We start from the raw sequence: 24,200 nt of genomic DNA, 5'->3' as shown, positions 1-24,200 counted from the left end.
ATACACCTTCCATAACATTATTCTATACCGTAAAACCAAAAAGAATACACTGTCTTGATACTATTTGGTTATATATATAGTAACTTTGTACCTTAAAATTTACTTAGAAACGTCTTGAAAACATTTGATATCCATAAAGTACGTGCTGATTTTCCATTGTTGAAACGGGAGGTGAATGGTAAGCCTTTGGTTTATTTGGACAACGGTGCGACTACGCAAAAGCCACAATCGGTAATCAATGCCATCATTCATTATTACTCTGACATGAACTCTAACGTGCATCGTGGTGTTCATTATTTGAGCCAAATATCTACGGATGCTTTTGAGGTTACCCGACGTAAAGTCAAAGACTTTATTAATGCTAAAGAAGAGGTGGAGGTGATTATCACGAAGGGTACGACGGATAGTATTAACCTTGTTGCGCAGTGTTACGGTAAGGCTTTTATTGGTGAAGGGGATGAAATCATCATTTCGGCTATGGAGCACCATTCGAATATTGTGCCTTGGCAGATGTTGTGTGATGAAAAAGGCTGTGTGCTGAAGGTCATTCCTATGGATGAGCGTGGTATGTTGGATATGGATGCCTATGCGAAACTGTTTTCCGACAGAACGAAGATTGTGTCTGTAACCTATGTTTCCAATGCACTAGGAACTATCAATCCTGTAGAGGAAATTATCGCTATAGCGCATCAGCATGACGTCCCTGTATTATTGGATGCAGCTCAAGCGGTACAGCATATCGCGGTTGATGTTCAGAAATTGGATGTTGATTTCTTGGTGTTCTCTGGACATAAGATGTATGCTCCTACAGGAGTAGGAGTGCTATATGGTAAAGCAAAATGGCTGAATGCAATGCCCCCTTACCAAGGTGGTGGAGATATGATCAAGGATGTTTCTTTTGAAAAAACAACTTACAATGAGTTGCCCTTCAAATTTGAAGCAGGAACACCGAATATTGAAGCTGGTATTTGTTTGGCGGCTGCTATTGATTACATCAATGCTATCGGTATTGATAATATAAAGGCCTATGAGGATGAGTTGTTGGCTTATGCTACGGAGAAATTGGAGGGACTGGAAGGGTTACGTATTATAGGTACGGCTGATAAGAAATCGTCGGTACTATCTTTTGTCGTAGACGGTGTGCACCCTTATGATATTGGTGTAATTCTTGACAAACAGGGGATCGCAGTGAGAACAGGACATCACTGTGCGCAACCGATTATGGATCAGTTTGAGATCCCTGGTACGGTGCGTGCGAGTCTGGCTATGTATAATACAAAGGAAGATGTAGATATCTTGGTTGCAGGGCTGGAACGGGCATTGAATATGTTGCGGTAAGTTGCGAATGGGTTAATTAGTATGGTTCCTATTACGGATTGATGCTCTAAATTAATAAAAATGACTATAAACGAAATACAAGACGAATTAATAGACGACTTTGCATTTTATGGCGATTGGATGGAAAAATATGAGTATATCATCCAATTGGGCAAAGAGTTACCACTAATAGACGAAGCACACAAGCAGGAACAATATATTATTAAAGGTTGTCAATCTAAGGTATGGCTGTATCCTGAACTCAACGAGGGCAAGCTGTATTTTTCGGCTGATAGTGATGCCGTGATTACAAAGGGATTGGTGAGCTTGATGGTCAAAGTGCTGTCCGGACATAGTCCGAAAGAGATTTTGGATACGGATCTCTATTTTATTGATCAGATAGGTTTAAAAGAGCATTTGTCACCGACCCGTGCAAATGGGTTGCTGTCGATGGTCAAGCAAATGAAACTGTACGCTCTGGCGTTACAGAATAAATAGAAGATAGTATAAAAAAGCGCTAAAAATATCCTAGGGCTTTTTTTATACTTTAATATGTTCTGCAGTAATAGTTTTTCCAAAAAATATGGTTGCTTTCTGTTCAAAATCTTCGGCACTGTCCGTTGTGTAAAAGGTCATGTGCCGACCTTTGCTACAGGCATCCTCTACTTCTGGATGTCTTTCTAAATAATTTTCCAGACTTTTCGCTACGAGTTTACCCTGTGATAAGATGGTTACGCCCTCTGGCACATATTGTTCAATAATAGGTAATAACAAGGGATAGTGGGTACAGGCTAAGACGAGTGTATCTATATTCTCCGAAAGGGATAATATGGATTCGATGTCTTTCTGTATAAAATAATGTGCTCCCTCGCTTTGGATTTCATTGTTTTCCACCAAGGGAACCCAGAATGGGCAAGCATATTGGAATACCTCAATCTCCGGGTGGAACTTGTTGATTTCTATTTTATAGGAATCTGACAATACGGTGCCTTGTGTAGCCAATATTCCTACTTTATTGCTCTTGGTATATTTATCTACGGCTTCTGTCGTAGGTCTAATGACGCCTAGTACCTTCTTTCCCGGAGGGAGGTCTCGTTGTTGGATAGAACGGAGAGCCTTCGCAGATGCGGTGTTACAAGCTAGTATAACAAGATTGCAGCCCTGCTCAAACAGTTTGAATACACACTCCTTGGTGAATTCATAGACTGTCTCGAAGGAACGTGTGCCATAAGGTACACGGGCGTTGTCGCCAAGGTATATATAATCGTATTGGGGAAGGAGCTTCTGGATCTCCTTAAATACGGTCAAACCACCGTAACCTGAATCAAAAATGCCTATTGGACCACTCGTCATATGTTCTCTAAATAAAAAAGGAGATCTGTACTATTTTCTGTGTACAAATCTCCTTAAAAAAAGTTAATCTCTCGTTATATTAAACCAATAAATGTGGCTTTTCTTTATAGGTTTTCCAAAGGAGTTCACCAAAGAGTGTATTGGCCCAAGCGAACCAATGACGGGTGAATTTTGTTGGATCGTCTTTATGGAAGGATTCGTGCATAAAGCCGGTTCCGCCATGGGTAGACGCTAATGTCTTGATGCAATTGCGTATCTCATTATCATCTGTTGAAGTAAACGCCCGCATAATGATGGCCATCGGCCAGATCATATCGCGACCGATATGTGGCCCTCCGACTCCTTCTGCGGCTGTGCCTTTGAAGAAGAAGGGATTGCTTTTCGATAGTATATAGTTTCTCGTCCGTTGATATACCTCATCCTTTACATCTACAGACTCCAGGTAAGGAAGAGCAAGAAGTGAAGGCACGTTGGCGTCGTCCATCATCATATAGCTTCCAAATCCATCAACCTCGAATGCGTATACGCGCCCATGTTGTGGGTGGTCGATGATACCATATTTCTGTACCGCTTGTTCTACCTCATTGGCTAGGCTTTCCATTTTTCCCGCCAGTTCGCTGTTGTTGATCTTTCTTAGAATTTCTGCAGATTGACGTAAGCTCTTTATGGCAAATAGATTGGATGGAATTAAAAACAAGAATATGGTACAATCGTCGGAAGGGCGAAAGCTAGAACATATCAGTCCCACAGGATTGACAGGATATCCCCAACCATCTACCTGTAAGGTGTCTGTACCACGGGATGTGGTGCGTGAAAAGTTATAAGGACCTAGATTCTCTTTACGTTGTTGTTCTACGAAGGTCTTGTAAGTGTTTTCCTGCGCTTTGACCCAATCAGCATCGAACGGCGTGGTATCTCCTGTTTCCTTCCAATAGCGATGTGCCAGTCGGATCGGATAGCATAGTGAATCAATTTCCCATTTGCGTTCGTGTATTCCGGGCTTCATCTGGGTATGGTCCGAAAACCATTCTCCTTTTTTGGTCGGATCATTGTAGAAGGCATTAGCGTAAGGGTCGATATTGATGCATTGCGATTGTTTATTGATTAAGCCTAAGATAAGGTCTTTGAGCTTGGGATCCTTTTTCATAAAAGGTATATAGGGCCAAACCTGTGCGCTACTGTCTCGAAGCCACATGGCATCAATATCACCAGTGATCACGTAGGTCAGCTTTTTATTTGCGGTAGATTCGTCGTATATCGTCGTGTCGAGTGTATTGGGAAAACAGTTGTTGAATAGCCAGCCCAATTCTGGATTTTTGACGTTTTTCTGAAATTCTTTTATCGCATTTTCAACAACAGTGCTGCTGAAATGTCTCTTGTCGGCAGTGACACGTACGGTAGGAAAAGTATTTGTTGCGTTCGCAAAAGAAAGTTTGCTCGCCAGGACGCCTGCTCCTAATACGGCGGTCTGTTGTAGAAATGTTCTGCGTTTCATATGTGTTTAAGTAGCTTTTTAAGGGTCATATGGAATACTCTTATGTGTTTTTATTTCTCAAAATAGGAGTATTTCATTATAATTTATGTTTTGTTTATGGCTCAATTTCTGATAGCAAGATGCGATTAATTATTTAAAACCACAACAGTAAAAACGTTTTAGCATACATTGGTACTCATATGAAATAGATTTTGTCAATTGCTTTTTGTGAGCAATAGGTAAAATGAATGGGATTTTTAAAGAACGTTTTCTTTTGTCACTCAGGCTGTGACTAGCCTGTACTTTTTTTCCACAAAAAAGTACACAAAAAACGGAACGAAGTGTAGCTCAGCGAAGCTAAAGTCGTCACTGTGCCAGCTTTCAACAACGAATCACTATCACTACAATTGGCAAGCCACCAAGGTGACATTTGCTAAAAAGAAAGAAATTACGAACAGCTAACGCAAACCGAATAAAAAATGACCTTGTAGCATATGGAAACTAAGGCAGTAAAGCTATCGTAGCATTATTGTACATTGTGCAATAGACAAGGGTTCCAGTCCTTGGAACGGGCAAGCGCAATGGGGACCTAGGAACCCGCCAAGATAGCTTTACTCGCCGGGTTGAACATAGGCTACGCAGTCTTGATTTTTGTTAAACTTTTGATCAAGCAAAAGTTTAATGCCCCGCGCCGGCATAGAGGCGCAAAGAATGGTTCTTTTAAAAAATCTACACAACAATATTTAAATCAAGCTTTTTTCCTATCCATTCGTGAATGCTAAGCATTTTAATTAATTTTGTATTAATTATGCAAGAACAACCCTTAAATATACCAGAAGGATCTCGGAAAGAAGTAATGACTTACTTAGAGCCCTTCATGCTCAATGAGATGAGTGAGTATCTTAAGCCCGTAGAGCAAATGTGGCAACCAGCAGATTTTCTGCCCGATGCCTCACGCAGCACCTTCTTTGAAGAAGTCCGCGACCTACAGGAAAGCGCAAAGGAACTCCCTTATGACCTAGTAGCGGTATTAATTGGTGACACCATTACCGAAGAGGCCCTTCCAACCTACGAATCTTGGTTGACCATGGTCGAAGATGTAGAGAAAAATGAACAGGGAGGCTGGATGAAATGGGTCCGTGCCTGGACAGCAGAAGAAAACAGACATGGGGACTTGCTTAACAAATACCTTTACCTTTCCGGTAGAATAAACATGCGCGAATTTGAGATGAGCACACAATATCTAATCGCTGATGGTTTTGATATTGGTACAGGTGCCGATCCTTACCGCAACTTTATATACACCTCTTTCCAAGAGCTGGCTACCAACGTCTCGCATCGTAGAGTTGCTGGTATATCCAAAAAGAGCGGTGATAAACTATTGGCCAAAATGTGTGGAGTCATTGCTGCCGATGAAGCAAGGCATGCCAAGGCCTATATGTCATTCATTTCAAAAGCATTGACCGTAGATCCAAGCGAAGTTATGTTGGCCTTTGAAGATATGATGCGTAAGAAAATCGTGATGCCTGCCCATTTCTTAAGAGAATCGGGCGGCCCCCAAGGTGGAGCTTTCGCACATTTCTCAGATGCAGCACAACGTCTGGATGTCTATACAGCATTAGATTATGTCGACATTCTGAAAGAGCTTATCACAGAATGGAAAATTGACCAGGTATCGGGATTAAACGAACAGGGCGAAAAGGCCAGAGATTATTTAATGAAACTACCAGATCGCTTAACGAGACTAGCTGACCGTATCAAAATACCGGATCTGCAGTACAAGTTCAAGTGGATATATGGATAAACAAAAAAGTCCGTCACGTAAAACGTGACGGACTTTTTTTGTTAAATAGCATTTTTCAGCTGTTCATGAGTTATATACTCTCCTCGTTCAAACTCCTTCTCCCCCTCTATTAAGTCCAGGTTATAATCTTCTACGGTAACAGTCTTATCTTCTTTTCTCGATTTGAGAAAGGTTTTAAGCAATTCCACAACAGATCTCTTCTCTGACTCATCCAATTGAGTAAAGTAGCTAAGCATTTCATTTTCAATAACTGTCGCCATAACTTTATCTATTATCTTATTAATCAAAGTTAACAAAGCCCTTTTAATATAACAAATCAGCTAATAGCTGTTCACCTAGTATTCCTTTATTTCAGTAAAACCAGCGATCAAGCAATTCCCAAAAGAACTTTTCATCAGTACCATATTGTTCTAAAACACGCTTCCAAGTCTCTTTACCAAATTGTATCTCATTGCCGAAACTATCTTTATATAGCCATCGGTCAAAGATATCCTGTCCAAGCGAGGCTGTCTTTTCACCTTCCTTATATTCCAATACGCCCCGCATGTTCCTTTTAAATACCGACTTCGTCCCCCCTACCTGTTCTTGAATATTAGTATTACCAAATATATCCTTACTCTCTTCTAATTTATACCCCTTATTGTCCTCAATAATCATCTTATCAAAGATATCTATCTTAAAAGTGGCCGTATATCCCGAATGTCTATTATTTTCCCGTACCAACCTTCTCAGCATACGGGCCTGCGCTTCCTTATCACCTCTCAAGCCAGGCTCCATTTTATCGAGATATTTCTTTTCGTAATGTAGCTTGTTCTTCCTACTATCCGTAAACACCAGATCATCAAAAATATTTTTCTCTAAACTTGCTTTATACTGTCCATCAATAGTTTTAAACTGGAGATTGCCAAAAATATCGGTATCCACAGTACCCCGCTGCGCAAACAGCAGACTAGATGACAATACCAATGCTAGAATAATTATAAGTTTCTTCATACCAATAAGGTCCTTTATTAGGATAGACTAGCTAAGAAGCGATTGGTTTATTTCAATATATTTAGTATTTCCCAAAAAATCGTACGTGTTTAAACTATTTAAGAATCATTATAAAATATAGGTTTGTAACCTACCAAATAACGTCTCCGTTCTATCAAACCTTAAAAAAGACATATCGACCATTCACATTTCGCACATACACCTTTCCTGCTTTAATCAAGTTATACAATCCATCTTTAAGGTGCCTCGGATATATTTTAAGATTATCCCGTCCTGTAAATTCCACCTCTCGAAACAGCTCTATTGCCGATTTCCCTTCCTTTAGCTCTCCCTTCTCAAGAAGCCTATTCAATTTATGACGAATATCAATAGTCGCATCAGAGACCATTTCCAAGTTCTCGTCCAATAGCCATTCTTTAAAAGTTAACTCGGGTAGCGTATACTTTCTAGACTTCCACACGCCAGCCTCCTTGTAATGCTGCTCAGGTGTAAAAGTCCAAGGAACAGTCAGTTCAAATTCCCGGTAAAAATCTCCTTCTTCGATATTGACTCGGATTAAACGTTCCTCATTAGTTTCGTACGACTCTCGGACAGGCATAATAGGCTCCACAGTAGAATCTTGATAAATCCGATCCAACATAGTACGTTCACTTTGCAAAAAATTTTCTACAACATGCATAAGTTCAAAATCATTGTAGTAAAAAGGAGCCTTCCCCAATAAGAAGGATAATTCTTCCGAAGACCATCCCTTAGCTATTCGTCGCTTCAGATAAGTGTACCAATACACAAAATCCGACGAGTACATCATACCAGCATAGCTGTTACGACCTGTTTCTATCTTTTCCATAATTCAAAGTTTTGATTAGTCAAATAATTTCAACAACTCTTCTTTGCTCAACGTCTTCATCAAATTCGTTTCATCTAAAATCAATCCGTCAGCCAATTGCTTCTTGTGTTCCTGTAATGCCAATATTTTTTCTTCTACACTGTCTTTGCAAACTATCTTATAGGCATTCACATGCTTCTCTTGCCCGATGCGATAACAACGATCAATTGCTTGTGCTTCCACAGCCGGGTTCCACCATGGGTCGAGAATATAAACATAATCAGCCGCCGTTAGATTCAATCCTGTCCCCCCTGCTTTCAGACTAATCAAAAACACCCGACAGCTTTCATCCTCTTGGAACCGTTCTACCGCCACTTGCCGTTGCTGTTGAGAAAGCTTGCCATCGAGATAAGCATAACCAACCTCCTTTGCCTTAATACGCTCTTCAACCAATTGTAGCATACTTGTAAAAAAGGAAAAGAGCAGCACTTTATGTCCAGGAACAACCTCGGACAATATCTCTTCAATCTGGTCTAACTTAATCGAATCTGAATTAAAACTTTCATCTTTCAATAACGCGGGCGAGTTACAGATTTGCCGCAATTTATTCAAAGCCTCCATAGCCACGAACTTAGATTTTGAAGGATCTGCACTGTTTAAATTATCAGCAACCTCACCCTGATATATTTTTCTATATTTATCATACACCTTTCTTTGCGCGGGTAACATATCGACAAGAAGTGTTGTTTCCGTTTTGTCTGGCAAATCAAGCGCCACCTGCTTCTTTGTACGACGCAACATAAAAGGTTGTATCATTTTTTGTAAATTTCCCAACGTTTCATCTCGGCTTTCATCATCCGCTATCCCCTTATAAGACTTATTGAAAGCCCGGTAATTTCCAAAGAAGCCAGGGTTAACGAGGGTCATTTGTGCATAGATATCCTGAATACCATTTTCTACCGGTGTCCCCGTCATCGCAATCCGATATAGTGCCTTGACTTTTTCCAATGAATGAAAACGTTTCGAATTCCGGTTCTTAGCATTTTGAGACTCATCCATTATCAGATAAGCAAAATCGTGTTTCTCAAAAAATGCTACACTAGACATCAGCGTCCCATATGTAGTCAATACAATGCTGTTATTGGCGAAAGTCTCTATAGCAAACCGATCAGGACCATGATATACGGTTAACAAACGTGATGGGGCAAACTTTTGGTATTCGGACTGCCAGTTAAACAATAACGAGTTCGGAACCACCACCAATGACGCTGCCGTATCACCGTACGTCGTATAATACTGTTCCAGCAAAGTGATGACCTGTAAGGTCTTTCCTAACCCCATATCATCAGCCAAAATACCTCCCCACTTAAATTCTTGCAAAAATGCCATCCAATTGAATCCATCTATCTGATAGGGACGAAGCGTCGCCTGAATCGTTTCAGGTATCGACCGCTCGGGGATTTCATTCAACTTGGCCAAACGCTCCCTACTTTCTTTAATACTATCCTGAATAATTTTAGGGTCAACTTTCTCCAATACCGTCTGCAACGATATCATTTGTAGCGAGTTTAATACCAATAAATCCTTTTCAATGGTAGCACTTAGGAATAGTGGTTTAAATAAAGCAATATCTTTAGATTGAATCACCCCATACTGATTATTTCCTAAAGGATAAACCTTAGGACCAGCGGTCACCATATCCTCAAATTCAGCGAATGGAATAGCTTTCCCTCTAAATCTTGGACGCAACCGTATCGAACAGCGGTTATCAGCATACTGCACATCAGACACTTGCCATTGCAACCGATACGGGTAATACGAGGTTCCTACAGGAATTTTATCGAGGTTAACCTGTATCCCTTCGGCTTTGCAACGATCAACAAACTGCGCTAGCCATTGCGAATAATTTACACGCCATCGGTCAACGGAAAAGAAACGCTCATGCAATTGCATCGGCCAGGTACTATGCTGTTTTTTTATGAAATCATAAAATTCCTGTTCCAGCGTCAGGTGACGATGAGCATACCGATATCTCTTTCCCCCCTCTTCCATCTGAATCAACATAGTAGCTTGCGGTGCCAAGGGATAAGATCCAAAACCTTCATATTCCACCGACATCCCAACAATCAAATGGCTATCGGTCATACGTACATCCACAACCCGCTTTGGCTTTTTCACCTGCTCGACGGTATTTCCTTTTTTACCTTTCACATCCACCTGCAGCGCATAGCGATTTGCTATAGGAATCAGCTCGTTATCCAAAAACGGCTTTTGGTCGCGATCCAAGACCGTCAAGATATAATCAGACTGCCGAACCTCCCTTAACAGACCTTCCAAATCCAAATCATCAATAAATACTACACACCCCTCACTAACGACCAAAAAGAAACAATAGGTATCCGACAAAAATTGTGGATACTCAATTCTGGCCCCCTTATACCATACACTAAATTTCAACCGCAGGTAAGAAGGATGGTCTTCTAGTTCGACCTGAATCTTCACAGTAGCATCTGCTATAGCAACCGAATAGGCTGCTCTCTTCAACATATTTTTAATCTTAAGACGAGAAGGTGAAGACGGATAACCATAAAAACTTGAGAAAATTAATCGCTCTCCTTCTACTAAGGATCCAATCAAGCTACGCCATTCCTCGATAATTCGCAAAGAATTTTGCCCCCGTTGACTCTTCTCATCTGCAGCAAAAATTTCATATGCTTGCGCGAAACCGTCTCTCTCTTCCACAATCCCCAGGATCCGCTTACATGCCCTTTCTTTAAACAAGTCAGACGCTGCCAACTTTAGGCTAACATTCTCGTGGAAAAGGTAACTCCTACTCCAAATGCGCCCCTCATTGTCCTTTTCTATAAAAGGCAATATATAAGGCAACCCTTCATGTAATCCGTTCGTCACCACAACAAATTTCACCTTGGTCTCTTCCTCTGGTCGGAGTTTGAACCCTCTCAGCGATACAGGACTATAAGCCCAAGCGTTAGCATCGTATTGCTCTGAGATATTCAGGTTATACACCTTACCATAGGTAGAGCTATTTTGTAGTTTCAGTGCAACATTCCCCCAGTCAGCATCTATCTTAATATTCAACATCGCTAGAAACTTCGGCGATAGAGTCAATAAGGGTTCACTATACAATCCCTTGAAGTAATAGGAAGAACGCCAAGCAAATCTATTATAGATGATTGCAGCAGCGTGATGGCATAAGCCAACCACAGAATACCCACAGTTACAACTTATAGACAACTGTTTCTTATTGACCTGAAAATAAAGCGTAAAGTTCTCTTTATCTCCTTTTTTAAAGGAAAAACTATATTCCTCCAAAGAATAAAAATCGTTAAATGAACCATAACAAGATAAGTCCGGTATTTTCTTACTCCCCTTATAAAAGGTCAACAAATATTCCTTTGATAACTTAAAAGGCTCTCCATTCTCCCAAGGAATCAGAAAAGGTTCGGAAGCCTTACGCTTAGGCAAAGCAGTGGCCTTGGACACCACTACAGCGTCCGTTTCTACGGTCTCTTTCATATGACTTAGTATTAGTTTTTAATTGGTTGCTGACCCAGCTACCGACTTTATGACATGGTATTCAGGAGTTTCAAATTCGCCATCAAATGTTCCTTGGCATCCTCTCCAATACCGTAGTCATACAAAAAAGCACCTCTTAGCTCCAATTTAGTAGACAATCGTTCAATCAATAATTCTTTGTTTAGTTCCATAATCAATTAGTTTATTTTAGTATTATCACCTACTCCCACACACCTATTGCCGGGATAGTTCATAACTGGATATCTTTTGTTGATTTAAACAGGGACAAAACATCTTTTTTAGCGTACAAAACATTGACAACACACCTATAGTTGTTCTCGCGTTTTTTGTTAGTTTTGTTTAGTGTTAAACTGTCTTTATCAACAAAACAAAGATAGACCAATATTTTAGATAAAAACAAATAAATATCAAATATTTTGGATACAGCCAGAAAAAGAATTATAGATTTTATTGAAAACCAAAACATTAGGCCAAAAGATTTTTTATCAAAAACTGGCTTAGCAAAAGGTTTTGTAGACCGTTCACATCAGAAATCTGGAATATCAGACATAAATTTATCCAAAATATTAGAAAACTATCCAGAGTTAAGTGCAGAATGGTTAGTAACAGGAAAAGGTAATATGCTGAAACCACATCATCCAGACGTGGCGGAAGAAAACACAACCTCTCATCAACCGGAGCCAAATACAATGATGGGCTTATTACAAAAGCAGTTAGCACTACTAGAAGAGACAAAAGAACTTCAATCCGAAAAAATCATACGGTTAGAAAAAGAATTAGCTGATGCCAAGAGAGGAAATATAAAAAGCTAAACGAAATCCAATATCCACCACCCTATTCAACAAAACATCGTATATTAAACAGGGTAGTTTTATCCTATACCCCTTCACGGATAAGGCACAGCATATTCACCTCCAAAAGCGGTTCTCTGCGTGTTGAGTCCGTGTTCTCTCCGAGTTGATAGCGTGTCTAGGTCGGTAGCAATTTGCTATAATGTAATAGTCACCCCGTACACAGCTACCTTCTTAATAGGTTCTCCACTAGATCTCTAGTATATCTACACTAGTTTAACACCACATCCAATTACCAATTTCATAATCGTAAAGTACCACCGATTTCAAAATTCATAATGCCCAGTATTTCGACTTTTTTAATTCATTAAAAAATACAAAATATTGTTTTTCAGATATTTAAATGCTTATATTTAGCTTATGGCAATAATCGAAAATGGATATCTGAGAGGTCAGATCGGGAATCTGGTCAATCGCAAAGTGGGAAACAAAAATGTCGTACAGACCAAACCGTCCGACAAAATACAACAAACGAGATGGACTGAAGCCGCATCCCGCGACTTTGGAACCGCTAGTTCTGCGGGCGCATTAATCCGTAGAGCTTTCAGACCCCTTCATATGGATATACATGATAGTGGGATGCATAATAGACTACAGCAGCAAATGCAACGTGTACTGCGAGGAAATGGAAAACAACTCCAAGGAATGCTTCATGTGCAAAGAGGAAACATCCAAAGGCTAGTAGACTTTCAGTTCAATGAAAAGTCTCACCTCTATGACTATCTATATTTTGATCCAAAGGTATCTTTCGAGACCAATGGCACAACCTCTATAGCCCTTCCTTCTATTAACGCGCAACGCAATTTTTTTATCCCCAAAAACTGTAGCCACGTTATCTTAAAAATCGAAGTAGCTGGTTTTAATTTTAGATTCAAGAACTTTCAAACAATAGGTAGCCACGAAATGGAATTTCCAATATACAGTCAAAACGGGGAAGGAACAGATCCCCAGACACTCATCTTCGAGCGACAGGACAAGCATCACGACAGTATAGTAGTCTCCCTTTCGATTCTTTACATCACCAAAAACGGAAGCTACACGTTCTTATTAAATTCAGAAGACTTAAACCCTGTTGGTATCATCGCAGCTTATAATCTCTAATATATAAATCCACTATTACTTACATATGACCAACTTTCTTTAAATTATGAAAAGCAATAATTATATTTGTCACACTAATTATTGTTATGCTAAACGAAAGTTACAATCAATACTCTTTTATTCTCGACCGAACCGCGAGAAAGGTGAAACAGTACGCGCAGACCGCTTTTGCCGAACAACAGTTTGACCTTACCGTAGATCAGTGGATAGTTCTCCGTACGATATACGAAAACCCATCCCTAAGCAACAAGGAAATGGCCGAACTATGTGGCAAAGATCAGCCTACCTTAACAAGAATCATTGATCTATTGATAAAAAAAGAATTTGCTGAACGGATCAGTCACCCCTCCGATCGCAGGTCTTTACGCCTACACATCACAAAAAAAGGAGAAGACAAAATACAGGAAATCGCTCCCAAAGTTGCCGATTTCCGTATGCAGGCATGGAAAAATCTAAACGAAGAAGACTTTGCCCATTTCACTAGGATATTAAACACCATATACGATAACTTAACCCAAAAATAGTATCATGATACAAACAGATATTTGCATTATAGGTGCTGGTCCTGTTGGACTATTCGCAGTATTTGAAGCCGGTTTGTTAAAAATGCGCTGTCACTTGATCGACGTACTACCACAGGTCGGTGGACAGCTCTCCGAGATATATCCCCACAAACCCATCTACGATATACCTGGATACCCAATAGTAAAAGCCCAAGAGCTGATAGACAATCAGATGGAACAGATAAAGCCGTTCGCACCTACATTTACATTAGGCGAGCGCGTAGAGAAAGTCGAAAAACAAGAGGACGGATCTTATATAGTCATCACGTCTGATAATACGCAGGTACATTGTCAAGCCATAGCAATAGCTGGCGGTTTAGGTTGTTTTGAACCCAGGAAACCCGAATTGGAAGGCGTTGATACATTCGAACGGAAGGGAATTGACTACATGGTCAAAAATCCAGAAACCTATCGTGACAAGACACTCGTTATCGCTGGCGGTGGCGACTCGGCCCTCGATTGGACCATATTCTTAAGCGATATCGCAAAAAAGGTAACTTTAGTTCACCGTAGTGACAGCTTCCGCGGAGCACCAGATTCGGCAGACAAAGTATACGACCTGGCACAGAAAGGAAAAATAGATCTCTTACTTTCGCACAACCTACTCAGCGTACACGGCAATGGTTCCCTATCACAAGTAAAGGTCGCCAACAAAAGTAAAGAGGAATATTTACTGGATGCCGATTATCTGATCCCGCTATATGGACTGACACCAAAATTAGGTCCAATAGCAGACTGGGGACTGAACATCGACAAAAATGCCATTGAAGTAAATACATTTGACTACTCGACCAATGTCGAGCGTATCTACGCAATCGGTGACATCAATACTTACCCAGGCAAATTAAAACTGATACTATGTGGCTATCATGAGGCGACATTAATGGTACAATCGGCCTTTAAATACGTATACCCTGATCAAAAATTGAGCTTTAAATATACGACCGTAAACGGAGTGCATGCATTTTAGAAAAAGGTGAACAAGATATCAAGTGAACAGGTTATCAAGATTTAATCAAATTGGCTAGAAACTAGATAACATGTTAACAAGATAACTTGATAACAATATAACATAAAAAATGAACAACCATATCATTGAAATAGAAATAGAAGACAGAGATGGTAGCACAGCGACCGTTGAAGTCCCCACAGATGTCAACTTAAATCTGATGGAAATCCTAAAAGCATCTGAATACGAAGTCTTAGCTACGTGTGGAGGAATGGCACTATGCGCAACATGCCATGTAGAAATCAAATCGGGCGGAGACAACTTACCTGAACCTGAAGATCAGGAACTTGACATGCTGGACACCCTACCTGATGCAGATGATAACAGTAGATTAGCCTGTCAAATTCATTTGACAGACAACAACAACGGACTATCGATCAAGTTAAAAGGAGCTTTACAATAAATAGTGTAAAAAAAACACTAAGCTAACATTGTTTAAACAACTAGAAAGGCCTTCACATAGTAGACAACAGTGTTTTAATCGCAAAAATAAGACGATATCAATAAAATTTTACTATTGAAATATTATATTTTTTTAAGATATTTGCATTAAAATTTAAAACAATAAAACTAACGATATATGTTGTTGAATCGTACAGAACGTTCTTTCCCTCGAGTAATCATTATTGGTGGAGGCTTTGGAGGTGTGGAAGTTGCGCGCAAGCTTAAGGACAAAGAGGTAGAAGTCGTATTGATCGATCGAAACAATTTCCATACTTTCCAGCCCTTGATGTATCAGGTGGCGACCGGTACATTGGCTGAAGATGCAATCTCCTTCCCTATTCGTAAAATGTTTAAGTCACAGCAAAATTTCCGCTTTCGGATGGCTGAAGTACTACGCATCGATAACGAAAAGAAAGAAGTCCACACTTCAGTAGGCACATACGACTATGATTATCTAGTCATCGCTACAGGAGCGACATCCAATTTCTTTGGCAATGCTGAAGTTGAAAAATATTCACTTCCGATGAAAAGCATCAAAGAGGCATTGAATATCCGTAGCTATGTCTTACAAAATCTAGAAGAGGCTGTTCTTCGTAAAAACATTTCCGATCGCGAGCGCTACCTTAACTTCGTTGTAGTGGGTGGTGGACCAACAGGGGTTGAGCTTTCTGGCGCTATCGCCGAAATCCAGCTTCACATGTTGAAAAAAGATTACCCTGAGCTTTCAGAAAACGAAATGAAAGTATATTTGGTAGAAGGAACAGGCAAAATTTTAGGTGCACTTTCTGAAAAATCATCACGTGATGCAGAGCGTTACCTGAAAGAACTTGGCGTTAAGGTCATGCTCAATACGCAAGTAACCGGCTACGATGGCAATACCATCACATTCAACAACGGTGAAAGTATTCCTACTAAAACAGTAATCTGGGGTGCTGGTGTGAAAGGGCAATTCCCTGAGGGTATCCATGCAGATTACATAGAAAGAGGTAACCGCATCCGCACCAATGGCCAATGTCAGGTAGAAGGATTCGACGGCATCTACGCTATTGGTGACGTTTCAGCTATGATCACAGAAGAAACTCCACGAGGTCTTCCTGGAGTAGCGCCTGCCGCTCAGCAACAAGGTAAATATGTGGCACAGCATATTATGAATATCCTTTCCGGAAAACCAAACGAAGAGAATTTCAAATACTTCGACAAAGGTTCAATGGCTACCGTAGGTCGCAACAGAGCAGTTGTTGATATGGGGAAACTTCACATGAAAGGTTTTATCGCTTGGTTAACATGGATGTTCGTACACTTAGTATCGATTTTCGGTTTCCGTAACAAAGTAGTAACCTTTGTCAACTGGTCAATCAAATTCTTAACCAAAAACTCAGGAATCCGATTGATCGTAAATCGTTACAACAGACCACTACCGGTCAGTAACGAAGAAAAAGAGGAAAAAGTAAAATAAGACAAGAAAATGGGCTATTTCAAAGATAGCCCATTTTTTGTAAGATATAGGATAAGGAAGTTTTTTGCGCCTCTTTGCCGGCGCTGGGCAACAAAGTTTCCTTCGGAGATTGCTTTGCAATTTTGCTTAATCAAAAGTTTGACAAAAATCAAAGCTGTATCTTATTTGTTGCTCCAGTGACGCCATGGTGCAAGCGCAGTTCCTAGGTCTCCTATGCTCAAATCCCACACGAGGACTGGAATCTGCTGAAGATTTTATTAACTTTGGACAACCTTCAAAATTTATATAGACATGGATAATAAAACGATAGCACGCACCTTCAAGCTTTGTGGACAGTTAATGGAATTACACAACGAAAACCCTTTCCGCAGCAAAGCTATAGCCAGTGCTTCGTTCAAAATAGACAAGCTCCCTTTTCAAGCTGCAGAAGCGAGTCTAGAAAAGCTCAGTGAGCAGCCAGGAATCGGGAAAAGCACTGCTGAAAAAGTAATACAGATAATCACTACAGGAACCTTCCCTGAACTCGACGAGCTATTGGCAAAGACACCGGAAGGCATCCTAGACATGTTAAAAATAAAAGGACTGGGGCCAAAAAAAGTACAGATTATCTGGAACGACCTAGATATCGAAACCGTAGGAGAACTCTATTATGCCTGTAATGAAAACCGACTTATAGAAGCCAAAGGTTTTGGATTAAAAACTCAAGAAGACATCAAAAAAGCAATCGAATTCTCGCTTGCTAATCAAGGATGGTTCTTATATGCACGAGTTGAAAACTCAGCAAATACCGTCTTGACCCAATTACGAGCTGCTCTTCCCGACAATCAGGTGGAATTTACTGGAGATTTTCGTAGAAAATGTGAGGTATTAGAACAAGTGGAACTAATTACTGACGCACAACGGAATGACCTCAATGCTGCCATCATAGCACTAAATAACGAGCTAAAGATCGAAGACCAAGAGGACAGCATATCGTTCAAAGATGAAAACAGTTGCCCATTTGTCGTTTACACCACAAGCAAGGAAAATTTTGCTCAGAATTGGCTGATACGTACTGGCTCAGAAGCACACCTCGAGCTCCTAAAATCATCAAGCCCAACAATTCCATCAGCACCTACAGAACTAGAAATATATCAAAGCCTAGGGCTCGATTACATCACTCCCGAATTACGTGAAGGACTAGACGAAGTCAGCTTAGCAAAAGCACATAACCTACCAAAGCTAATCGAGTTTGAAGACTTACAAGGTACTGTGCACAATCACTCCACCTACTCGGATGGTGTACATAGCTTAAAAGAAATGGCACTCTACTGTAAAGACGCTTTAGGCCTCTCCTATTTCGGCATCTGTGATCACTCCAAGACCGCTGTATACGCCAATGGTCTGACGGAAGAACGCCTACAGCAACAGTGGGCAGAAGTAGAAAAACTAAACCAGGAACTAGCTCCATTTAAGATTTTTAAAGGGATAGAAAGTGATATTCTATCCGATGGCTCTTTGGACTATTCGGACGACATATTAGCGCAGTTTGATTTCGTAGTCGCTTCAGTACACAGTAACCTAAAGATGGATGAAGAAAAGGCTACTGCTCGATTAATCAAAGCTATTGAAAATCCGTATACAACCATCTTGGGGCACCCCACCGGTCGCCTACTGTTATCTAGGGCTGGATATCCTTTAGACTTCAAAAAGGTAATAGATGCCTGTGCTGCAAACGGTGTTGTAATCGAAATCAATGCCAACCCGCTGCGTCTCGATCTGGACTGGCGTTGGCACCGCTACGCTTTGGAAAAAGGCGTACTACTGTCAATAAATCCAGATGCACACCGCACAGAAGGCCTCCTGGATATGCACTATGGAATCCATATAGCGCGTAAAGGCGGATTGACAAAAGAAAAATGTCTCAATGCATTCACACTGGAAGAGATATCCAGATTTTTTGCAGATCGAAAAGCAAAAATATAAAGATAATTAAAAAGCCATCCCGAATTGACTTCAGGATGGCTTTTTAATATCATACGAAACGACAAACTAGCCTTCTATACTCGGAACAGCAACAACCTCATTCGTATCAGCTTCATAGTTCACTTCAGGGAAGTTGAAACCAAAAAGGTTAAAGAACTCGTCGCGGTAACCTTTAATATCCGAGATCTCTTCTAAGTTTTCAGTCGTAGCCTCACCCCAAAGTTTAGCAACTTCTGCTTGTACATCAGCACGCATTTCCCAGTCATCGACACGGATACGTCCTTTTTCATCCAACTCTAGCTTTCCATCTGTACTGTAAAGACGTTCTGCAAACAAGCGTTGCATCTGCTCAATTGTACCTTCGTGAATACCTTTAGCCTTCATTACTTTATAAAGTAACGAAATATACAAAGGAACTACAGGAATCGCGGAACTAGACTGTGTCACCAAAGCTTTATTGACCGACACATAAGAAATACCGTTAAGGTCTTTCAACAAATCGTTGATTACAGGTACTGTACCTTCCAAATCATCTTTTGCCTTACCGATAGTACCATTTCTATAAATAGGGTAAGTAAGCTCAGGGCCAATATACGAGTAAGCAACAGTTTTTACACCGTCTGCCAATACACCAGCAGCTTTTAAATCTTCCATCCAGAATTTCCAATCCTCTCCTCCCATTACCGCGATAGTATTAGCGATATCCTCCTCGTTTTCTACCGGTTGGATAGAAATATCAGAAACAACTCCTGCATGGAAGTCTACTGTTTTATTCGTAAATGGATTTGCAATAGGTTTTAAAACAGAAGCGTGAGCCACACCTGTCTTAGGATGCGTACGTCTTGGAGATGCCAACGAATAAACTACTAAGTCCACTTGACCTAGATCTTTCTTGATCAACTCGATAGTCTGTTTTTTAATATCGTCAGAAAATGCATCACCATTGATACTTTTAGCGTACAAACCTGCAGCCTGCGCTTCTTTTTCAAATGCAGCGGTATTATACCATCCAGCAGTTCCTGGTTTGCCCTCGGCAGCTGGCTTTTCAAAAAAGACACCGACAGTAGCAGCATCCGAACCAAAAGCTGCAGTAATACGTGAAGCCAAGCCAAAGCCTGTAGATGCTCCAATTACCAATACTTTTTTAGGACCGTTATCAATCTTACCTTTTGACTTTACATATTCAATTTGGTTTTTCACATTCTGTGCTGTCCCTTCAGGGTGTGAAGTCAAACAGATAAAACCTCTTACACGTGGTTGAATAATCATATTTAATACTTAGATGTTAATGATGTTAACAAAGTACAAACTTATGCAAAATGCTTTGCATTCGCGCAATAGGTAATACAAAAAGTTAAAACATACAAGCAAAGCGGAATGTGCCCTAATTCATTACAAAAGCAAAGCAATGCCCAGAAATATCTAATCCAACTATTTATTGACTACATTTGCAATCAAATTATTGATAAACAATATAAAAAACCAAGCTTTTTATGAAAAAGATCTACTTAAGCTTAGCCTTGGCATTAGGCTTTGGAGCTACACAGGCACAGGAAACACATCCTGCCATCCAAAAAGGAAAAATAATGGTTGAAACCAACTTCACCCCTTTTGGCACAGGAAACAGCGGATTTAGCTACTCGAAAACCGATGGTTCTAAAGCTTGGCAAGTTGGTGCATCTGCTGGATACTTTGTTATGAACAAACTTGCTGTTAAGGCTGGCATTGGATACTCAAAAACGGAGCTGGAACTCGATTTTGGAGGCGGTACCTCAGCTATCATCGATAGAGATGCATTAACCTACCAAATTGGCGCCAAATATTACATCATTAACTGTATCCCTGTACAGGTCGATTTCAATGGCGCGAAGCTAGGGGATATAAAAACAAACTTCATTGGCGGACAAGCGGGATACGCTTGGTTCATAAAGGATAATATGGCACTTGAGCCTGCAATCAAATACAATTTGGGTGTAAATGACAATAGCCGCAATTTGTTCTCCGCAGGGTTAGGATTTTCAATTCACTTTTAAAACAAAAGGCTTTCGAAAACGAAAGCCTTTTGTTTTTCAGCTATTTTACATGCGCTCTAAGCATCCACGCTGTCTTTTCATGTTTTGCAAGTATATCCACCAAGAAATCTTCTGTTCCGGCATCTCCATGTTTATCTGCAATCTCTATATATTCTCGAAGAGTAATAATGAGACTTTCAAAATCCCCTAACAATTCTTTGATATAGCCTTGGCTATCATTCTTACCATATTTCATTTCCGTAAGCTGTGTAAGCTCTAAGAATTGTTTCATCGTACCTACAGCATAGTGTCCGATAGCACGTACACGCTCTGCTACCTCATCAATCAGCTCTTCCAGCTCATCATATATTCCCTCTAAAAACACATGCTGCGCGTGAAAATCTGCTCCTTCAATATTCCAATGTGCATTACGCACTTTGATGTACAACACATTTTCGTCAGCCAATAATTTGTTCAATAACGCAGCAACAGCTGCCGTATCTTTTTCTTTAATTCCAATATTTGCTTTCATATGTATATAATTTGATTTTTAGTTGTCATATGGAATATCCAGATTATCTTCATTGTGTTTATGTTTTGTAATCGTGGATATTTCATATAATTGTATTTAATTGTTAATGTTCGATTGTTAATGATTAACGCCGGCTCACTTTATACCTCCTAGCTACTGGCCAGCTCTAACTTAGCCAAGCTAGCTGCATCCAACCGTAGATTGACTGCTTCTACAAAAGCATTCATGTGCTGATTCTTTGTAGCACTGGCTATCGGTGCAGTAACCGTTCTTTGTGCCAGCAACCAAGCTAAAGCGACAGCCGAAGCTGATACCGAATACGCATGGGACACTTCGTTCAGCGCAGCTACAATGCGTCGCCCACGATCATTCCAATATTTCTCTTGGATACCCGCCCCTCTTGCGGACTGACCAAAATCAGCCTCCGTACTGTATTTACCAGTTAGGAACCCACTTGCTAATGAATAATACGGGATAACCGCAATTTGTTTTTCAAAACTTATCTTTTCGTATAAATTCTCAAATTTAGCCCGGTCATAGAGATTATATTCCGGCTGAAGCGATACATAGGAAGGAAGTCCCTTTTCGGCCGAAGTATCCAAGCTTTCTACAAGCCGCTCGGGCGATATATTAGAAGCTCCGATAAAACGGATTTTCCCCTCTTGTATCAAATCCTCATAGGCCCGTAATGTCTCCTCTACAGTAGTCACTTCATCATCATAGTGCGTCTGATAAAGATCGATATAATCCGTGCGTAAACGCCTCAATGAATTTTCTACCTCCTCTTTTATATAAGTACCTTTTACATTTGGCTTACTATCGTACCCAAATCTCCCACCTACTTTGGTCATCAACACCACTCGATCTCTCAATCCGCGTTCCTGTAGCCAGTTACCAATAATTGTTTCCGACTCTCCCCCCTTATTCCCTGGCACCCAGTGCGAATAATTATTAGCCGTATCAATTGCATTAAAACCTAAATCTATAAAAGCATCTAAAATACCAAAAGAAGCGTGTTGATCTAATGTCCAGCCAAATACGTTCCCACCGAAAATTAAAGGAACTATATCTAGGGAAGAGCTTCCCAACCGTCGTTTATCCATCATAAGTCTATCGTTTTTGAAGTACTACAAGCTACCCTTTTTTAGCCGGATTCAGGCTTCAGCTATGTAATATTTAAGTCAGTTAATTGATAACCCCACCACTTCTTCCTACTTTTGCACTCTATAATATCAGAATAGCAAAATGAACGAGTCCATTCCATTTTTCCACCGCTTCAAACAAGACATCAGTAAATTGGAAAAACCAGACAGATTCACTTTTCCTTTTTGTTATGATCCACATCCCCTCAGTCTACACGCCGCTCAAGAACTCCAGCAGTATCTACTCGAACAGCAAGACTTCCAGCACAACTTTGGTCTTTCTGAAGAACAAGAAGGAAGTCCTATCGGAAAAATGTTTGGCGTACTAGTGGTTGAAAATAAACAGGGCATATTAGGATATCTAGCTGCATGTTCTGGCAAACTCGCTGGGACCAATATACACAGGCGCCTAGTACCGCCCCTATTTGATATGCTCGCCCCAGGGAGCTTCTTTTTACAGCAAGAAGCAACAATCAATCAACTCAACCGTGAGATTGAAGCCCTAGAGGCACAAACAGACATTCCTTTATTAGAAGAAAGGCTGAATAATATCCAACGTGAAGCAGCGGAATCGCTCAGCAATATGCGTCGCTTGCACAAGCAAAACAAAAATCAACGCAAAGAGAGCCGAGAAAGGCAAAAACCACTTTTATCTGAAGAAGAATACCTCACTTTAGAACAGGACCTCATCAAACAGAGTTACAGAGACCAACATGAGTACGATGTCCTAAAACAAAATACGAAAGAAAATATAGGTCTGGTAGAACAGGAACTCCAAAGCCACCGTCTTCAGATTACGGAAAAAAAGGACCTACGAAAACAGCTTTCAGCAGGGCTTCAACAACAGATTTTTGACCAATACGTCTTTTTAGATGCACATGGACATACAAAATCGCTATTGCCCATCTTTGAAGAAGCTTTACAGATCCTCCCTCCCGCAGGAGCAGGAGAATGTGCAGCCCCAAAGTTATTGCAATATGCCTATCAAAATGAACTAAAGCCAATCTGTATGGCCGAATTCTGGTGGGGAGCATCACCATCGTCCGAAATCCGAAAACATAAGTATTTCTATCCCGCATGTAAAGGAAAATGCGAACCAATACTGACTCATATGTTACAAGGACTCGCAGTAGATCCTAATCCATTGTTAGAGAACCCGGCCAACGACAAAGAACTACCTATATTATTTGAAGACGAATGTATTATTGTTGTGAACAAACCCGAAGAATTCCTTTCTGTGCCGGGAATACACGTTCAGGATTCAGTACAGACACGCATACTCGACCGTAATCCAGAAATAACGGGACCTCTGATCATCCACAGGCTAGACATGTCGACTTCCGGCATTTTGATTCTTGCCAAGACCAAAGAAGCCCATCAGTTTATCCAAGATCAGTTTATTAAACACACTGTACAAAAAAGATATACAGCCTTGTTAGATGGTATCGTAAACAGTCAAGAAGGTATTATAGATTTCCCTCTACGTGTTGACCTCGAAGATCGACCTCGTCAGATGCTGTGTTATGAGTATGGAAAAAATGCACGTACCCAATATAAAGTTGTCGCTATTGAAGGTGATAAAACACGGATCCATTACTTCCCGCTTACCGGACGCACGCATCAACTCCGTGTGCATTCGGCCCATCAGCAAGGACTTAATGCACCGATATGGGGAGATGACCTCTACGGCAAAAGGGCCAATCGCCTCCATCTGCACGCCGGATATATTCAATTCATACATCCCAACACAAAGCAAAATATTGTTTTTGAAGTTGACGATCCCTTTTAATAGAATTATTT

22 protein-coding genes are annotated in these 24,200 nt (G+C 40.5%); 12 read left to right on the top strand and 10 right to left on the bottom strand.

The window, feature by feature from the left end:
• Positions 1–114 precede the first annotated feature (114 nt).
• On the top strand, positions 115–1,338 hold the full coding sequence (locus CLV99_RS11925) for a cysteine desulfurase (protein WP_133584735.1): 1,224 nt from the start codon (positions 115–117) through the stop codon (positions 1,336–1,338).
• 60 nt (positions 1,339–1,398) lie between these two features.
• Positions 1,399–1,815, top strand: coding sequence for a SufE family protein (locus CLV99_RS11920; RefSeq protein ID WP_133584734.1), 417 nt, complete (start codon positions 1,399–1,401; stop codon positions 1,813–1,815).
• Positions 1,816–1,857: 42 nt separating this feature from the next.
• Here CLV99_RS11920 and murI read toward each other — a convergent pair whose 3' ends face one another.
• Together murI and CLV99_RS11910 are read right to left on the bottom strand one after the other, a co-directional pair.
• A complete protein-coding gene (gene murI, locus CLV99_RS11915; RefSeq protein ID WP_133584733.1) occupies positions 1,858–2,670 on the bottom strand; it encodes a glutamate racemase in 813 nt (270 codons plus the stop codon).
• A 79-nt stretch (positions 2,671–2,749) separates the two neighbouring features.
• Positions 2,750–4,165, bottom strand: a complete 1,416-nt coding sequence (locus CLV99_RS11910) for a glycoside hydrolase family 125 protein (RefSeq protein WP_133584732.1) — start codon at positions 4,163–4,165, stop codon at positions 2,750–2,752.
• A gap of 787 nt (positions 4,166–4,952) precedes the next feature.
• On the opposite strand from CLV99_RS11910, the gene CLV99_RS11905 reads away from it, so the two are divergent.
• Entirely contained in the window at positions 4,953–5,948 is a 996-nt protein-coding gene (locus tag CLV99_RS11905) for an acyl-ACP desaturase (protein WP_133584731.1), read from the top strand.
• 41 nt (positions 5,949–5,989) lie between these two features.
• Here the strand turns inward: CLV99_RS11905 and CLV99_RS11900 are convergent, their stop codons facing one another.
• From CLV99_RS11900 to CLV99_RS23230, 5 genes are all read right to left on the bottom strand, one after another.
• A complete protein-coding gene (locus CLV99_RS11900; RefSeq protein WP_133584730.1) occupies positions 5,990–6,208 on the bottom strand; it encodes a hypothetical protein in 219 nt (72 codons plus the stop codon).
• Between the two features lie 91 nt (positions 6,209–6,299).
• Positions 6,300–6,941 carry a hypothetical protein gene (locus tag CLV99_RS11895; RefSeq protein ID WP_133584729.1) on the bottom strand — a complete coding sequence of 214 codons (642 nt, stop codon included), beginning with the start codon at positions 6,939–6,941 and terminating at the stop codon, positions 6,300–6,302.
• A 154-nt stretch (positions 6,942–7,095) separates the two neighbouring features.
• Positions 7,096–7,788 (bottom strand): hypothetical protein, encoded by a 693-nt coding sequence (locus CLV99_RS11890; protein WP_133584728.1) that lies wholly within the window; start codon positions 7,786–7,788, stop codon positions 7,096–7,098.
• Positions 7,789–7,803: 15 nt separating this feature from the next.
• On the bottom strand, positions 7,804–11,304 hold the full coding sequence (locus CLV99_RS11885) for a DEAD/DEAH box helicase (RefSeq protein WP_133584727.1): 3,501 nt from the start codon (positions 11,302–11,304) through the stop codon (positions 7,804–7,806).
• 47 nt (positions 11,305–11,351) lie between these two features.
• A complete protein-coding gene (locus CLV99_RS23230; RefSeq protein WP_162850101.1) occupies positions 11,352–11,495 on the bottom strand; it encodes a hypothetical protein in 144 nt (47 codons plus the stop codon).
• A 246-nt stretch (positions 11,496–11,741) separates the two neighbouring features.
• Between CLV99_RS23230 and CLV99_RS11880 the strand changes: the two genes are divergently transcribed.
• The 7 genes from CLV99_RS11880 to CLV99_RS11850 all read left to right on the top strand — a co-directional run bounded on the left by CLV99_RS11880 (position 11,742) and on the right by CLV99_RS11850 (position 18,714).
• Entirely contained in the window at positions 11,742–12,137 is a 396-nt protein-coding gene (locus tag CLV99_RS11880; RefSeq protein ID WP_133584726.1) for a hypothetical protein, read from the top strand.
• A gap of 399 nt (positions 12,138–12,536) precedes the next feature.
• Entirely contained in the window at positions 12,537–13,277 is a 741-nt protein-coding gene (locus tag CLV99_RS11875) for a hypothetical protein (RefSeq protein WP_133584725.1), read from the top strand.
• 86 nt (positions 13,278–13,363) lie between these two features.
• Positions 13,364–13,801 (top strand): MarR family winged helix-turn-helix transcriptional regulator, encoded by a 438-nt coding sequence (locus tag CLV99_RS11870; RefSeq protein ID WP_133584724.1) that lies wholly within the window; start codon positions 13,364–13,366, stop codon positions 13,799–13,801.
• 4 nt (positions 13,802–13,805) lie between these two features.
• Positions 13,806–14,810, top strand: coding sequence for an NAD(P)/FAD-dependent oxidoreductase (locus tag CLV99_RS11865; RefSeq protein WP_133584723.1), 1,005 nt, complete (start codon positions 13,806–13,808; stop codon positions 14,808–14,810).
• Between the two features lie 109 nt (positions 14,811–14,919).
• Complete coding sequence (locus CLV99_RS11860) at positions 14,920–15,252, top strand: 2Fe-2S iron-sulfur cluster-binding protein (protein WP_133584722.1); 333 nt, start codon at positions 14,920–14,922, stop codon at positions 15,250–15,252.
• Between the two features lie 177 nt (positions 15,253–15,429).
• Positions 15,430–16,749 carry an NAD(P)/FAD-dependent oxidoreductase gene (locus CLV99_RS11855; protein ID WP_133584721.1) on the top strand — a complete coding sequence of 440 codons (1,320 nt, stop codon included), beginning with the start codon at positions 15,430–15,432 and terminating at the stop codon, positions 16,747–16,749.
• A 291-nt stretch (positions 16,750–17,040) separates the two neighbouring features.
• The gene (locus tag CLV99_RS11850; RefSeq protein ID WP_133584720.1) at positions 17,041–18,714 is read left to right on the top strand and encodes a DNA polymerase/3'-5' exonuclease PolX; all 1,674 of its coding nucleotides are present in this window, start codon (positions 17,041–17,043) and stop codon (positions 18,712–18,714) included.
• Positions 18,715–18,780: 66 nt separating this feature from the next.
• Here the strand turns inward: CLV99_RS11850 and fabV are convergent, their stop codons facing one another.
• Complete coding sequence (gene fabV, locus CLV99_RS11845; RefSeq protein ID WP_133584719.1) at positions 18,781–19,983, bottom strand: enoyl-ACP reductase FabV; 1,203 nt, start codon at positions 19,981–19,983, stop codon at positions 18,781–18,783.
• A 224-nt stretch (positions 19,984–20,207) separates the two neighbouring features.
• On the opposite strand from fabV, the gene CLV99_RS11840 reads away from it, so the two are divergent.
• Positions 20,208–20,747, top strand: a complete 540-nt coding sequence (locus tag CLV99_RS11840) for an outer membrane beta-barrel protein (RefSeq protein WP_133584718.1) — start codon at positions 20,208–20,210, stop codon at positions 20,745–20,747.
• A gap of 40 nt (positions 20,748–20,787) precedes the next feature.
• On the opposite strand, the gene CLV99_RS11835 is transcribed toward CLV99_RS11840, so the two are convergent.
• Positions 20,788–21,258: a Dps family protein gene (locus CLV99_RS11835; RefSeq protein ID WP_133584717.1), complete on the bottom strand. Its 471-nt coding sequence runs from the start codon at positions 21,256–21,258 to the stop codon at positions 20,788–20,790.
• Between the two features lie 149 nt (positions 21,259–21,407).
• Positions 21,408–22,364: an aldo/keto reductase gene (locus CLV99_RS11830; RefSeq protein ID WP_317126628.1), complete on the bottom strand. Its 957-nt coding sequence runs from the start codon at positions 22,362–22,364 to the stop codon at positions 21,408–21,410.
• 139 nt (positions 22,365–22,503) lie between these two features.
• Here CLV99_RS11830 and CLV99_RS11825 point away from each other — a divergent pair, with 139 nt between their 5' ends.
• Positions 22,504–24,189: an RluA family pseudouridine synthase gene (locus CLV99_RS11825; RefSeq protein WP_133584716.1), complete on the top strand. Its 1,686-nt coding sequence runs from the start codon at positions 22,504–22,506 to the stop codon at positions 24,187–24,189.
• Positions 24,190–24,200 lie beyond the last annotated feature (11 nt).

The organism is Sphingobacterium yanglingense (assembly GCF_004363245.1).
GTDB lineage: Bacteria > Bacteroidota > Bacteroidia > Sphingobacteriales > Sphingobacteriaceae > Sphingobacterium > Sphingobacterium yanglingense.
Note: the sequence above shows the minus strand (reverse complement) of the source record. Positions and strands in the feature narration are given on the sequence as shown.